The sequence below is a fragment of the Cupriavidus sp. SZY C1 genome, assembly GCF_032190535.1.
Lineage (GTDB): Bacteria > Pseudomonadota > Gammaproteobacteria > Burkholderiales > Burkholderiaceae > Cupriavidus > Cupriavidus pauculus_C.
In genome coordinates this window covers 126,911-139,809 of sequence record NZ_JAUANU010000008.1, presented here as the reverse complement: position 1 = coordinate 139,809, position 12,899 = coordinate 126,911, and the positions used below count along the sequence as shown (strand labels likewise).

At 69.1% G+C, this 12,899-nt stretch carries 11 protein-coding genes and 1 pseudogene; 9 read left to right on the top strand and 3 right to left on the bottom strand.

Features of this window, described 5'->3' with window-relative positions:
* Positions 1-56: 56 nt before the first annotated feature.
* Genes QTN24_RS14675 through QTN24_RS14645 form a run of 7 tightly spaced genes read left to right on the top strand, consistent with a single transcriptional unit; the run spans position 57 to position 8,497 of the window.
* Positions 57-1,157, top strand: coding sequence for a polysaccharide biosynthesis/export family protein (locus tag QTN24_RS14675; RefSeq protein ID WP_313837836.1), 1,101 nt, complete (start codon positions 57-59; stop codon positions 1,155-1,157).
* Positions 1,154-1,600 (top strand): low molecular weight protein-tyrosine-phosphatase, encoded by a 447-nt coding sequence (locus QTN24_RS14670; protein WP_313837835.1) that lies wholly within the window; start codon positions 1,154-1,156, stop codon positions 1,598-1,600. Before QTN24_RS14675 ends, QTN24_RS14670 begins: the two co-directional genes overlap by 4 nt.
* Positions 1,597-3,801 (top strand): polysaccharide biosynthesis tyrosine autokinase, encoded by a 2,205-nt coding sequence (locus QTN24_RS14665; RefSeq protein WP_313837834.1) that lies wholly within the window; start codon positions 1,597-1,599, stop codon positions 3,799-3,801. The genes QTN24_RS14670 and QTN24_RS14665 overlap by 4 nt, the downstream gene beginning before the upstream one ends.
* A 23-nt stretch (positions 3,802-3,824) precedes the next feature.
* On the top strand, positions 3,825-4,946 hold the full coding sequence (locus QTN24_RS14660; protein ID WP_313837885.1) for a glycosyltransferase family 4 protein: 1,122 nt from the start codon (positions 3,825-3,827) through the stop codon (positions 4,944-4,946).
* On the top strand, positions 4,943-6,151 hold the full coding sequence (locus QTN24_RS14655) for a polysaccharide pyruvyl transferase family protein (RefSeq protein WP_313837833.1): 1,209 nt from the start codon (positions 4,943-4,945) through the stop codon (positions 6,149-6,151). The genes QTN24_RS14660 and QTN24_RS14655 overlap by 4 nt, the downstream gene beginning before the upstream one ends.
* Positions 6,145-7,434, top strand: a complete 1,290-nt coding sequence (locus QTN24_RS14650; RefSeq protein ID WP_313837832.1) for a polysaccharide biosynthesis protein — start codon at positions 6,145-6,147, stop codon at positions 7,432-7,434. The genes QTN24_RS14655 and QTN24_RS14650 overlap by 7 nt, the downstream gene beginning before the upstream one ends.
* Before the next feature lie 28 nt (positions 7,435-7,462).
* Positions 7,463-8,497, top strand: coding sequence for a hypothetical protein (locus QTN24_RS14645; RefSeq protein ID WP_124684444.1), 1,035 nt, complete (start codon positions 7,463-7,465; stop codon positions 8,495-8,497).
* On the opposite strand, the pseudogene QTN24_RS14640 reads toward QTN24_RS14645, so the two are convergent.
* Together QTN24_RS14640 and QTN24_RS14635 are read right to left on the bottom strand one after the other, a co-directional pair.
* Positions 8,491-9,087, bottom strand: a pseudogene (locus tag QTN24_RS14640) (sugar transferase); the annotation flags it as partial. The gene QTN24_RS14645 and the pseudogene QTN24_RS14640 sit on opposite strands and share 7 nt — an antisense overlap.
* Positions 9,088-9,534: 447 nt before the next feature.
* Positions 9,535-10,365: an outer membrane protein assembly factor BamD gene (locus QTN24_RS14635; RefSeq protein WP_124684442.1), complete on the bottom strand. Its 831-nt coding sequence runs from the start codon at positions 10,363-10,365 to the stop codon at positions 9,535-9,537.
* A 16-nt stretch (positions 10,366-10,381) separates the two neighbouring features.
* Between QTN24_RS14635 and QTN24_RS14630 the strand changes: the two genes are divergently transcribed.
* Together QTN24_RS14630 and pgeF are read left to right on the top strand one after the other, a co-directional pair.
* The gene (locus tag QTN24_RS14630) at positions 10,382-11,590 is read left to right on the top strand and encodes an RluA family pseudouridine synthase (protein WP_124684441.1); all 1,209 of its coding nucleotides are present in this window, start codon (positions 10,382-10,384) and stop codon (positions 11,588-11,590) included.
* The gene (gene pgeF, locus QTN24_RS14625) at positions 11,574-12,368 is read left to right on the top strand and encodes a peptidoglycan editing factor PgeF (protein WP_313837831.1); all 795 of its coding nucleotides are present in this window, start codon (positions 11,574-11,576) and stop codon (positions 12,366-12,368) included. Before QTN24_RS14630 ends, pgeF begins: the two co-directional genes overlap by 17 nt.
* Here the strand turns inward: pgeF and QTN24_RS14620 are convergent.
* Positions 12,365-12,598 carry a hypothetical protein gene (locus QTN24_RS14620; RefSeq protein WP_124684439.1) on the bottom strand — a complete coding sequence of 78 codons (234 nt, stop codon included), beginning with the start codon at positions 12,596-12,598 and terminating at the stop codon, positions 12,365-12,367. The genes pgeF and QTN24_RS14620 overlap by 4 nt on opposite strands.
* Positions 12,599-12,899: the final 301 nt, after the last annotated feature.

Genomic DNA, 12,899 nt, shown 5'->3' with positions numbered 1-12,899 from the left:
GAAACTTGCAGCGGGGTTCTCGCTAGTATCGCGCCTTCTGAACGAGGCGGGATTCCATGCGAAGTCAAATCACGATGGCGCTTTTGCTGGCCGGCACCCTGCTTGCTGGCTGCGCATGGGCGCCCGGGATGCGGGTCGACCGCGATGCGCCGGCGGCGAGCGCCCCGGACGGCGTGACGCCGATTTCGTGGGACCTGGTCAACGCGCTGAGATCGACGCGCAGCACCCAGGACATCGACGACCTGTTGGGCGCGGTGCAGCCCTACCGTATCGGACCCGCCGATATCCTGTCCATCGTCGTGTGGGACCATCCCGAGCTGGTCTTTCCGAGCCAGACCTACACCGTTGGCATCGGCTACGAAATTCCCGGCTATAGCGGAGCGGCCAGCGTGCCCGGCTACGTCGTCAGCCATCACGGCGACATCCAGTTTCCCTACGCGGGTGTGGTCAAAGTGGCCGGCCTTACGGTCGACCAGGTGCGCACGCGCCTGACCCGTGCGCTGGCCGGCGTGGTGCGCCAGCCCCAGGTCACGGTGCGGGTGCTGGCGTACCGCAGCCAGCGGATATACCTGGACGGCGAGGTCAGGCTGCCGGGGCCGCAATACGTGGACGACGTGCCGATGACCCTGATCGAGGCGCTAGGCCGGGCCGGCGGTGTCAACGTCAATACCGGCGACAGCAGCCGGATCCGGATTTCCCGCAAGGCGCGGAGCTGGGTTGTTGACCTGCCGGCACTGCTGCGCGCCGGGCGCAACCCCGCAGACATCCAGTTGCGCAGCGGCGACATCGTGCGCGTGGAACAGCGCGAGGACGGCAAGGTATTCGTGCTGGGCGAGGTCAACAAGCCCGTCGCGGTGCTGCCGCGCAACGGCCGCCTGACGCTTAACGAAGCGCTCGGCGAAGCGGGCGGCGTGAATCCGCAGACCAGCGACCCGCGGCAGATCTACGTGGTGCGCAGGCACGACTCGGGCCGCCCCGAAGTGTTCCACCTGGACGCCGCCTCCCCGGTGGCGATGGCGCTGGCCGAAGGGTTCCCGCTGCAGCCGCGCGACGTGGTCTACGTCGACGCCGGAGACATCACGCGCTGGGCGCGGGTCGTGAACCAGTTGATTCCGAGCGCCCAGTACGTCAACTCCACCGCCAACGTCCTGAAATGATCGTCCTTGTCGTGTGCGTGGGCAATCTCTGCCGGAGTCCGATGGCACAGGCGCTGCTGCGTCAGGCATTGCCCGATCTCACCGTGTGGTCGGCCGGGCTGGCGGCGCCGGTGGGTGCACCGGCCGATCCCCGCGCCTGTGCGGTGGCGGCCGATGCCGGCCTCGACCTGACCGGCCATCGCGCCGAGCAACTGACCGGGGTGCGGATCAGCGCGGCGAACCTGGTCCTGGTGATGGAGGAGGCGCAAAAGTCCGCGCTGCAACTGCGCTACCCCATGCACTCGGGGCGGGTGTTCCGCCTGGGCGATCGCACGGTGGGCGACGTGGCGGACCCGCGCGGGCGGTCGCGGACGGCTTTCGAGCATGCATTTGCGTGCCTGGGCGAGGGCGTGCGGGACTGGGCGCCGCGCATCCGGGCGCTACAGCGGCAGGACGCGCGATGACGCTGCCACCGCTCAAGTCCTCCACTGCCCGGACCGACGTGACGATTGGGCGCCTGGTTGCGGCGCTGTCGCACTATCGGCGGTTGGCGCTCGGCATCGCCATGGCCTTCGCGCTGGCTGGCATGGCCTACGTCCTGTTGGCGCGGCCCGTCTACCAGGCCGACATGATGATCCAGCTGGACGACGCGGCCACGTCGTCGTCGACATGGAGCCTGCTGGGCGATGCGGCGTCCCTGTTCGACATGAAGTCGTCGCCGGCGGCCGAAACGCAGATCATCGGCTCCCGGCTCGTCGTGGAGCGGGCGGTGGACAAGCTGCGCCTGCATATTGGCATCGAGCCGGCCGCCAGCAGCTGGCTGGCGCGCTGGCGCGCCGCGCCGGGACCCGTGCCGGAGGTGGTGCGTTTCGATGTCCCGGCCGGCCTGGAGGGCGAGCCGTTTGTGCTGACCATGGAAAGCGAAGGCTGGCGGCTTGAGGGGCCGGGGCTCGACGTGCCGATGCGGGTCCGCGCGGGCATCGAGCAGGTGCGGTCCACCGCCGTGGGTGACTTCCGGGTACAGGTGGCGGCTTGCGCGTGCCAGCCGGATGCCCGGTTCGAACTGGTACGCCATTCCTGGCGGAAGACCGTGGCCGACGTGCGCAAGCGGCTGGTCGTTCAGGAGAAGGCCCGCCAGTCTGGCGTGCTGATCGTCACGCTGGCCGGGCATGATCCCGAGCGGCTGCGGGCGCTGGTGCGAGAGATCGGCGACCAGTATGTGCGGCAGAACGTCGAACGCAAGTCGGCGGAGGCGGCGCAGTCACTGGTGTTCCTCGAACGGCAGTTGCCGAGCCTCAAGCAAGAGTTGGAGGCGGCCCAGGACCGTTACACGTCAATGACGGCGCGGCACGGCGTGGTGGACCTGAACGAGGAGGCGAGGCTCGCCCTCAAGGCCGCGTCCGACGCCGGCACGCAGCGACTCTGGCTCACCCAGAAGCGGCAGGAACTGGTGACACGCTTTACCGAAGCCCATCCGGGCGTGATGGCCATCGATCGCCAGCTCGACGTGGTCAGGCAGAAGCAGCAGGACATGGAAAAGGTGATGCGCGGCCTGCCGGCGCTGCAGCGGCAGACCGCGCAACTGGCACTCGATGTTCGGATCGCCACCGAGCGCTACACGTCGCTGCTGGGCAGCGCGCAGCAACTGGCGCTGATGAAGGCGGGGCGCGTGGCCAGTGCACGGGTGGTGGATCCGGCCGAGGTGGCCGAGGACCCCGTGGCGCCGAATCGCCTGATGGTGCTGGTCGCGGCCATGCTTGCGGGCATCGTTGCAGGGGCCGGCGCAGCATTCGCCGCCGACTGGATGGCCAGCGCCGTCAGCGAGCCGGACGAGATCGAGCATGTTCTGGGTGTACCGGTGCTGGGGGTGGTGCCGCGCTCGGCCCGGCAGGCGGCGCTGGATGCGGCGCGGCAGCGCCCCGACGAGCGATTGTTGTGCGGTGTGGCGAAATCCGATCCGGCCATCGAAAGCCTGCGCAGCCTGCTGACGGCGCTGCAGCTTTCCAGCTTGAGCCGTGAGCGCAACGTGCTGCTGGTGACGGGCAGCGAGCCCGCGGCCGGCAAGACGTTCGTCAGCGCCAATCTGGCAGCCGTGCTGGCTGCGGCCGGGCAGAAGGTGTTGCTGATCGATGGCGATATGCGCCGCGGCACCCTGCACTGGATGTTCGGGCGCGGCGCCGCCCCGGGCCTGTCCGAAGTGCTGGCCCATGCAGCCGACTGGCAGCAGGTGGTGCAGCGGGAACTGGCCAGTGGCCTGGACCTGATCAGTTGCGGCGATCCGCAGCCCCATGTTGGCGACATGCTCGCCCGCGCGGACGTCGACACGCTGCTCGGCGAAGCGCGCCAGCGCTACGACGTCGTGCTGATCGACACACCCCCCGCACTGGCCGCCGCCGACGCGGCCCGGCTGGCGCGGCATGCCGACCTGGTGCTGCTGGTGGCTCGGGCGGGCCATTCGCGGCTGGCCGATCTGACCGCGGCGTGCAAGCAGTTGCGCCAGTGCGGCGCGGCCGTGGGTGGCGTGGTCCTGAACGATCTGGTGCCTCGCCTGGGGTGCTACGGCTATCCCTATGCTGGCTACGGCGGGTATGGCGCGGATATGCCGGGGCGCACGCGGCCTCGTGGCTTCAGCTTCCGGCGACGGCGCGACGGGGGCGTGGCATGAGCCCCGGATCGCCCTTGAACGTGATGATCGTGGCCGAGGCGGCGGCGGGCGGCGTTGCAACGCATCTTGCGGACCTCGTGCGCGGGCTCGCGGCGCTGGGCGAACACGTGCACCTGGCGGTGCCGGCCGGTGACAGGCTGGACCCGGCCGTCATCGACGCGTCGGTGCGGCATTGCTGTGCCAGTGTGACCTGCCTGCCGATGCCGCGACGTATCGGCTGGCGCGACGTGCCGGCCTGCTGGAATCTGTCCCGCCTGCTGGCCCGCGTGCGGCCCGACATCGTGCACAGTCATAGTTCCAAGGCGGGCGTGCTGGCCCGGGCCTGCCGGGGGCCATGGCGCCAGGTGTACACGCCGCATGCGCTGTACACGCTCAATCCGTCGTTATCCAGGCTTCAGCGCCGGGTGTTCGGCGGCGTGGAAGCATTGCTCGGCCGCCACCGTACCGATCGCCTGATTGCCGTATCGCAGACGGAGGCACGGCATGCGCAAGAGTCGCTGGGTATTCCGTCGTCCCGCATCGTGACGATTCCCAACGGCGTGCAGCCGGTCTGCCTGCTGGGGCGCGATGCGGCACGGGCCGCACTGGGCCTGCACCCTACGCGGTTCATGGTCGGCTTTGTCGGCCGGTTTGCGCATCAAAAGGGACTGGATCGGCTGGTGCGGGTGGCCGAACTGCTTCAGGCCGATGTCGGCGGCGCGCTGGAGTTCGCCCTGATCGGGACCGGCGATCTCCAGGCGGCGGCCGGGCGGCCGGTTGAGCGCCTGCCAGCCAATGTGCGGGTGATCGGCAGGGTCGACCTTGCGCGGAAGTACCTGTCTGCATTCGACGTGCTGCTGGTGCCCAGCCGCTACGAGGGATTTCCTTATGTCTATCTGGAAGCGATGGCGGCCGGGCTGCCAATTGTGACGGCGCGCGTGGCCGGGGCCAGCGAACTGGTCGATGCCGAGCAGATCGGCCTTGTCGTGGTGAATCAGGACGACCCCCAGGCCATGGCCGGGGCGGTGCGCACGCTGTACGCCAACGCGGCGCTGCGCGGGCGCTTGGCGAGCCGTTGCGCGGCCGCGCTGGGCCGCTACACCGCGCAGGCCATGGTCGCGCGCACTGCCGCGGTTTATCGCCAGCTTGTCGAGGAGCGTACATGACGATGGCGCGCATCTGCCGCGTGGCGCTGCTCCACGCCTACAGCCGGCGCAATGCCGGAGACGGCCTGCTGGTGGATCTGTCTGTCCGCATGATCCGGGAGGCGCTGGGACAGCACTGCCAGATCACGCTCGTCGCATCGGACCCCGCTTCATTCGGGGACATGGATCATGTCCTGCCCGCCCCGGTGATTGCCCGGCAAGGCTGGCGTCGCGTCTGGGCGTGCGGGCTGGCGCTGGTCGCCATACCAACCGCCGAGACGCGGCGCCTTGCCCGGGTGCTGGATTCGGCCGACGTGATCGTGGGCGTGGGCGGTGGCTATCTGCGTGCACGCAATACCTGGCAGGCGCTCAAACTGCAGGCCGGCCATCTGGTGCAGCTGCGCGCGGCGGCAGCGTCCGGGCGCCCGGCCATCTACCTGCCGCAGAGCATCGGGCCTGTCGTAGCCGGGCCGGGCGGCCCGTCGTCCAGCCTGGGCGATGGCTTGGCAAGGCAACTGGGGACGCTGGCGCGTGACTATGTCCGCGATCACCGGTCGCTGGCGTGGCTCGATGGCCGCGCCAACGTGCGGCGGGCCCCCGATCTGGCCGTGCTGGAGTTGGGTCATCGGCTGGGCGGGGCAGTGGCATCCGCCGAGGCAGCCCAAAGCCGCCAGCATCGCGTCCGCAACGTCTGCATGGTGCTGCGAGAAGCGCCGGCCTGGCATCCCGATCGGCGCGAGCATTACAGGCTGATGCTGCGCCGGCTGATCGAGCGGCTGCGGTGTGAATGCCGGGTATCGTTCGCCGTGCAGAGCGCGGTGCGCGGCAATGACGATACGGCGTTCTATCGCGCGCTTGGCTTGACGCCGCACGGGTTGCTGCGGGACGTGCTGCGCAACGATCGCCCGGACGCAGTGGTGTCGGTGCGGCTGCATGGCGCGCTGGAATCGGTCCTGGCCGGTGTGCCGGCCTACCATCTGAGCTACGAGCGCAAGGGCTTCGGCGCGTACGAGGATCTGGGGCTGACGGACTGGGTCAGCAACGCCGCCGATTTCCAGGCGTCCGACGTGCTCGACACCGTGCTTGCGCCGGCAGCGGTGGCGTCGTTCCACGCCGGACTGCAGGCGCGCGCCGCCACGCTACGGGCGCAGCGGCAGGAGATCGTCGCCACGCTGCGTGGCACGTGGCCATATGGCCCAGCCAGTCCGATGGATGTCCGATGCTGATGAGGCTGGCGTTGCGCGCGTTGTCGCTGGGCGCCAAGTTCGCCCTCACGCTGGCGATTGCGCGGGAGCTGGGGTATGCAGCGATGGCGCAGTACGGCATGGCCGTGGCGGCGGCGGTGATCGGCACCAAGATGCTGGGGCTGGGTTTCTCCGCCGAATGCAACCGACGGCTGGCCAGCATCCCGGCGGCAGCGCTCGGGGACATCGGACGGCTCGCCGGCGTCCATGCGGCCTGCTACGGCCTGCTGGCGGCAGGGGGCACGCTGCTCTGGCGGTATGGCGGGATCGCGCCGCCGGACTATTTCACGGCGCCGATAGCGGTGGTCATCGCGGTGCTGGTCATGGTGGAGCACCAGGCCTTCGAGGTAAGCGGCTACCTGTTCGCGTTGCATCAAACTCGCGCGGCGTCGTGGCTGATGTTCGCGCGTAACGGGCTGTGGGCGCTGCTTGCCATCGCCGGACTGGCCAGCGGTGTCATCGGCAGCATGCTGGCCGTGCTGATGCTGTGGATCTGCGGCGATGTGCTGGTCATTGCCATCGGGTGGTACCTGATCCTGGGCCTGCGCGGGTGCTCATCCGCGCCGGTCCAGCCGCGTCGCCTGCCGGAGGCCCGGCCGGCGGGGAGGCTGCTGAACGTCTGGCGCGCGGGGGCTGCCATCTATCTGGCTGCGATCCTGCTTGCTGGCTTGCAGTATGCCGAGCGCTTTCTCGGGGCCGCGCTGTTGCCTGCCGAGGAACTCGGGCGCTATGTGTTCCTCTGGGCCATCGCCAACGCCGTGCAGACGCTCGCGCACGCGGCCATTGCCACCACGGCCGGGCCCGCGTTGGCGCGTGCCGCGCATCAGGGAGGATCGGGGGTCCGGAAGCTGCTCGGGCGGCAACTGGCATGGACGCTGGCTGCTACGCTGACGATGGCGGGCGCGCTCTGGCTGGCGTGCGATGCCATCCTGATGATGGCGGGCAAGGCAGCCAGCCAGGACGACGGGCTGATCTTCGGCATCCTGCTCGTGTCGTTTGTCCTGCGGTCGGTCGCCGATATCGAATGGGCGGCAGCCATCGCGCTGGAGCTGCGGGGCATCACGCTGCTCGGCATGGCGCTGGTGGCGCTGGCCGGAGTGCCGCTGGCATGGATGGCGGTGCACACCGCCGGGGTGACTGGCGCAGCACTGGCGCATGGCATTGTCAGCCTTGCCGTGGCAGGCTGGCTCGGCGTGACCCTGTACCGCCGGCTGGCCGGGATTGGCCTGGCGCGGCCGGCTGCGGCTGACAGGGGTGTGTCTTGACGACAACGCGGGCGGCCGGGGTTCCGGCATGCTGAGGGCCGGACCATGGCTGAGCCCTGGCGTCCGGCGCGTGATTGCCGGGGGCGCCGCGCTGCTGTACGGGCTGGTGTACCTCAATGCGGCACGGCTGCTGCCCGCGGCCATCTTTCGGGATGCGCAGAAAATTCAGGACCAGATGCTCGGCGCCGACACCTACGCCGGCAGTTCCTTTGACGCGGTGGGCCGGCTGTTCGCGGCGATGGGGCCTGCTCTGGATGGACTGGTGATGGGCGCCGGCGCGTGGTTCCTCTGGTCGATGCTGATCCGCGCCGAGCGGCTGGGGTTGTTGGCCGGGGCCATCGTACTGGCGGCGCCGTGCGTTGTCTTCAATCTGTTCGTTGCCACGAAGGACACGCTGGTGGTGGTGATGGCGCTCGTCATCGCCGCGGCGGCCGGCCGCGACGACCGTCCGTTGCGCGGCTGGGTGGCCATGCTCGCGTTGTACCTGGTCTACGCCGTCACGCTGCGCGCGTACTTCGCGCTGATCGCGGGACTGGCGCTTGGGCTGTATCTGCTCTGCCGTGTGGGCTGGCGCTGGCGGATCGTGATCGTGGCCGCGCTGTCGCTGGGCATGGCGTGGCTGCCGTCCGCAGTGTTCGTTGCGCTCCAGCAGCCCCGGGACCTGGCGGTCGACTATCTGGTCTCCCAGTCGCCCTACGGCGCGCGTACCAGTTTCTACAATCCGTTTTCTCCCACGAGCCTGGCGGCATTCGTCGGCAACTACTTGTATGCCATGGCGCGGCTGAACCTGGCCCTGCTCTGGAGCCCTGGCATCAAGGAATTGGCGATGCAGGGCTGGGTACTGCTGGCGGTAGTGCCACCGGGGATGCGCCTGATGCGGGGCATGCTGTCGGTGCGGCCTACGCAGGCCGTCCCGGCGTACCTGGTGGCGGCACACATTGCCGTGTCCATGCTGTTCGAGCCAGACCTCGGCAGCTACATGCGGCATCTGTCGAGCGTCGCGCTGCTGTCCATGCGGCTGCTGACGGCTGGCCCAGGGCAGGGCCGGCCTCCCAGTCAATAGGCGCCCCGTCCGCCCAGCACGACGCCAACCGTCCGAAACAGGATGCGGAGATCGCCCGCCAGCGACCAGTTCTTGACGTAGCTGACGTCCAGCAGCACGCGGCGCTCGTAGGACGTCTCGCTGCGGCCGCTGACTTGCCATAGGCCGGTGATGCCGGGGAGCACGCGCAGGTAGTAGCCGGCCGCTTCGCCGTACTGCCCGAGTTCCTTCTCGACGACTGGCCGTGGGCCAACCAGGCTCATGTCGCCCAGGAGCACATTCCAGAGTTGGGGCAGTTCGTCCAGGCTCGTACGGCGAAGGAAGCGTCCCAGCCGGGTCACACGCACGTCGTTCCGCAGTTTGAAGTCCTGCTCCCATTCGGCGCGCGCCTTGGGGTCCGACGCAAGCAGGTCATTCAGCACCTTGTCGGCGTCGCGGACCATCGAACGGAATTTCAGGCACCTGAACGTTCGCCCATGCATGCCGACGCGCGGGTGGCTGAAGAAGCAGGGGCCGCCATCGCGCTTGATCAGCAGCGCAAGCAGCGCCAGTAGGGGGGAAAGTGCCAAAAGTAGTGTGGTGGCAATGACGATATCGAGCGTACGCTTGACGCGCCATTGAACCCGGCATTTCCGTGCGGGCATCGCGAGACTCCATACAGTAGGGTGGCGGGCCGGCAGGCGTGCGCCGTGGCCGCCTGCCGTCGTATGGGGGCGCGCGGAATGATCAGCCGGGCCATGCGTGGCGCGAGGCGCTCGCGTTGCCTGTCGGCTTCGTTCCGTCAACTGGCAAGAATCATAGTCAGTGCCATTTATCGACACCCTAGTATTTATTCGACTCTTGGTCAGTTGCCGCTTCGCCAGCCTTGCCGCGGTTGCCGGGCGTGAAGGGGGTTGCTGACGATGCAGAAAAAGGGGGCTGGGCGGGCAGGGCGCGCGGGGTGGTGGCGCGGCGTGGGGCTCGAATGCCTGGCCAGGGCATTCCGCAGGGACAAAAAAAGGCCGAGGCCCGTTTCCGGGGCTCGGCCTTTTCCGTTGCCGGGGTGGCAGGTCAGTCGGTCAGAACACTTCCCACCAGGACTTGTCCTTGCGGCGCTGGCCGTACTTGATGAAGTCGCTGTTCGGGTAGTTGCGCTCCATCACGCGGGCGGCGTCGTCGCGCAGGTCCTTCATGCCCAGCGCGTCGTAGGACCGGACCATGATGTAGAGCGCTTCCTCGTTGGCCGGCGCGCCGTCATAGTCCTTGAGCGCCTGCTGGGCCCGGTTCACGGCCGCCAGGTAGGCGCCGCGGCGGTAGTAGTAGCGGGCGGCGTGGACTTCGTGCTGGGCCAGCGAGTTGACGATGTACTGCATGCGCAGCGTGGCGTCGGGCGCGTACTTGCTGTCCGGATAGCGCGTGATCAGCGTCTGGAACGCGTCGTAGGCGGCACGCGCGGCCTTCGGGTCGCGCTCGCTCAGGTCCTGGCCCGAGAAGCGGCCCAGCCAGCCCAGGTTGTCGTTGAAGTTGATCAGGCCCTTGAGGTAGTAGGCGTAATCAATGTTCGGGTGGCTCGGGTGGAGCTGGATGAAGCGGTCCACGGCGGCCAGCGCGGCGGCGGTCTCGCCGTCCTTGTAGTTGGCGTAGGCCGTGTCGATCTGGGCCTGCTGCGCGAAGCGGCCGAACGGGTAGCGGCCCTCCAGCTTCTCGTAGAGCTTGACGGCGCGCGTGTAGTCGCCGCCATCCAGGGCATCCTTGGCTTCCGAATATAATTTGTTGGCCGACCAGCCGGCCGTTTCGTCAGGCTGGTCTCCCAGCAGGCCGCATGCAGACAGCATGACGCATCCGCCTGCGAGCAAAACCGCTCCAATTTTCGCGCGCCATTGCGCGCGTTTCATGCTCTGCAATTGCATGGGCAACCTGTTCCGGATGAAAAAAAATAGCGCCAAGCATTATAGCCGAAGCCCCAGCACCGAAAACGGTCTGGAACGCCACCCCGACGCGCCGGAAGTGACCGCCGCGGAATCCGACGACCTGGACGACCAGTTCGACGACGCCGGCGAGTTCAACGACGAGGTGCCCGCCACGGCGCCCGCCGCGCCAGACCTGGTGCCCCTCTACCTGGAAGTCGACAGCGCCGCCCACGGCGAGCGGCTCGACAAATTGCTCGCGCGCCACTTCAGCGAATTCTCGCGCAGCCGCATCCAGCAATGGATCGAGGACGGGGCCGTGCGCGTGGACGGGGAGCCGAGCCGGGCCAAGGCATCGGTCCAGATGGGCCAGCAGATCGAGATCCACCCGCAGGCCGCGCCCGAGTCGATGGCGTTCACGGCCGAGGACGTGCCGCTGGACGTGGTCTACGAGGACGACGCGCTGCTGGTCATCAACAAGCCCGCCGGGCTGGTGGTGCATCCGGCGGCCGGCAACTGGAGCGGCACGGTGCTCAACGGCCTGCTGCATCGCGACCCGCCCGCCGCGCGCCTGCCACGCGCCGGCATCGTGCACCGGCTGGACAAGGAAACGTCGGGCCTGATGGTCGTCGCCCGCACGCTGACCGCGCAGACCGACCTCGTGCGGCAGTTGCAGGCGCGCACGGTCAAGCGGACGTACATCGCGCTGGTCTGGGGCGAGACGCCCGACGAGGGCACCATCGACGCCCCCATCGCCCGCGATCCGCGCGAGCGCACGCGCATGGCCATCGTGCATACGAACAGCGGCAAGCCGTCGCGCACCCACTTCGAGACGCTGGGCACGGTGCCGCTGGGCCGCGCCAAGGTGTCGATGGTGATGTGCCAGCTCGAAACGGGCCGCACCCACCAGATCCGCGTGCATTTCGAATCGATCGGCCACCCGCTGGTGGGCGACCCGGTCTACCACAAGGCCACGCAGCGCGGCCAGCGGCCCGCCGTGCGCGTGCCGCTGCCGGTGCCGTTCACGCGCCAGGCGCTGCATGCCTACCGGCTGGGGCTGGTGCACCCGGTGACCGGCCGCAAGAAATCCTGGGAAGCCGAGCCGCCCGAGGACCTGCAGGCGCTGATCGATGCGCTGGACTTCGAGGGTCAGGCGGACGACGACGCCGATGACGAGCATGACGAGCCCGAGTGGTACGAGGGGGAAGCCGATGACCACGACGACTGACGCGGACTGGATCGTGCCGGACTGGCCCGCGCCGGCGCGCGTGCGGGCGTTGCAGACCACGCGGCGCGGCGGGGTCAGCGTCGGCCCGTACGGGCTGGCTGGCGGCGCGGCCGGCGGGCTGAACCTGGGTACGCATGTCGGCGATGACCCTGCGGCCGTCGCGGCCAATCGCGCCCGGCTGGCCAGCCGGCTGCCGGCCATGCCGCGCTGGCTCGAACAGGTGCATGGCTGCGGGGTGGTGACCGCCGACGATGGCGCCGATGCCGATGTGCCTCGGGCCGACGCGAGCATCGCCACGACGCCGGGGCACGTTTGCGCGATCATGACCGCCGACTGCCTGCCCGTGCTGCTCTGCGACACCGCCGGCACCGTGGTGGGCGCCGCCCACGCGGGCTGGCGCGGGCTCTGCGATGGCGTGATCGAGGCCACGCTGGCGCGCATGGCGGCGCGCGCGGGCGGCCAGGCGCAGTGGCTGGCATGGCTGGGGCCGGCCATCGGGCCGGCATCGTTCGAGGTCGGGGCCGAGGTCCGCGAAGCGTTCCTGCAGCAGGCGCTGCCGGCCGAGCGCGACGCCGTGGCGGCCGCCTTCGTGCCGGGCGCGCCGGGCAAGTACCTGGCAAACCTGTACGCGCTGGCGCGGACCCGGCTGGCGCGCGCCGGCTGCCAGCAGGTGTTCGGCGGCGGGACCTGCACGCTCAGCGACGCCGACCGTTTCTATTCGTATCGACGGGACCGCACCACGGGCCGCATGGCCACGCTGGTCTGGCTGGCGGACTAGCCGCCGTTGCGTTCCTCGGCGGGCGGCGGCGACACTCGCGCCGCCTCCGCTTCCGCCGCTTCGCGCGCCTTGCGGCGCCGGCGGCGTCCCGGGGTGCCCATGATGTACAGCACCAGCGACACGGGCGCCAGACCATAGCCCAGGAAGGTGGCCACGCCGGCGACCACGCTGGTCTCCGTGATGGCCATCATCAGGGCCACGTAGAGCCAGCCAATTGCCACGATATACATCAGACCTTCATCTCTCTCGGGTAGGAATGCGGAGGCCGGGAACCCGCGCCAGGATTACCGTCCGGTAGGTCGGGCTTCACTTCCCGGGGCGCCGTGCCGCAATCCGGAATTCCGCATTGACAGCGTCTACATTGCAAGGCAACAATGCCTCGAAATGTATCGGAACCGGGAAGCTTTCCCAGGGTTTCGCCGGCAAGCATAGCGTAAGAAGCGGGCGGCCTCAGGCGCTCAGCGGACGCAACCCGGATACGGGGCGGGTCGGGAGACAGTTACCCCGAGCCGTCGACCATCACGACTGGCA

What these genes read in the sequence shown, in the direction of transcription:
- QTN24_RS14675 (WP_313837836.1), top strand. Translation starts at nt 57, where the DNA reads ATGCGAAGTCAAATCACGATGGCGCTTTTGCTGGCCGGCACCCTGCTT.
- QTN24_RS14670 (WP_313837835.1), top strand. Translation starts at nt 1,154, where the DNA reads ATGATCGTCCTTGTCGTGTGCGTGGGCAATCTCTGCCGGAGTCCGATG.
- QTN24_RS14665 (WP_313837834.1), top strand. Translation starts at nt 1,597, where the DNA reads ATGACGCTGCCACCGCTCAAGTCCTCCACTGCCCGGACCGACGTGACG.
- QTN24_RS14660 (WP_313837885.1), top strand. Translation starts at nt 3,825, where the DNA reads ATGATCGTGGCCGAGGCGGCGGCGGGCGGCGTTGCAACGCATCTTGCG.
- QTN24_RS14655 (WP_313837833.1), top strand. Translation starts at nt 4,943, where the DNA reads ATGACGATGGCGCGCATCTGCCGCGTGGCGCTGCTCCACGCCTACAGC.
- QTN24_RS14650 (WP_313837832.1), top strand. Translation starts at nt 6,145, where the DNA reads ATGCTGATGAGGCTGGCGTTGCGCGCGTTGTCGCTGGGCGCCAAGTTC.
- QTN24_RS14645 (WP_124684444.1), top strand. Translation starts at nt 7,463, where the DNA reads ATGCTGAGGGCCGGACCATGGCTGAGCCCTGGCGTCCGGCGCGTGATT.
- QTN24_RS14635 (WP_124684442.1), bottom strand. Translation starts at nt 10,365, where the DNA reads ATGCAATTGCAGAGCATGAAACGCGCGCAATGGCGCGCGAAAATTGGA.
- QTN24_RS14630 (WP_124684441.1), top strand. Translation starts at nt 10,382, where the DNA reads ATGAAAAAAAATAGCGCCAAGCATTATAGCCGAAGCCCCAGCACCGAA.
- pgeF (WP_313837831.1), top strand. Translation starts at nt 11,574, where the DNA reads ATGACCACGACGACTGACGCGGACTGGATCGTGCCGGACTGGCCCGCG.
- QTN24_RS14620 (WP_124684439.1), bottom strand. Translation starts at nt 12,598, where the DNA reads ATGTATATCGTGGCAATTGGCTGGCTCTACGTGGCCCTGATGATGGCC.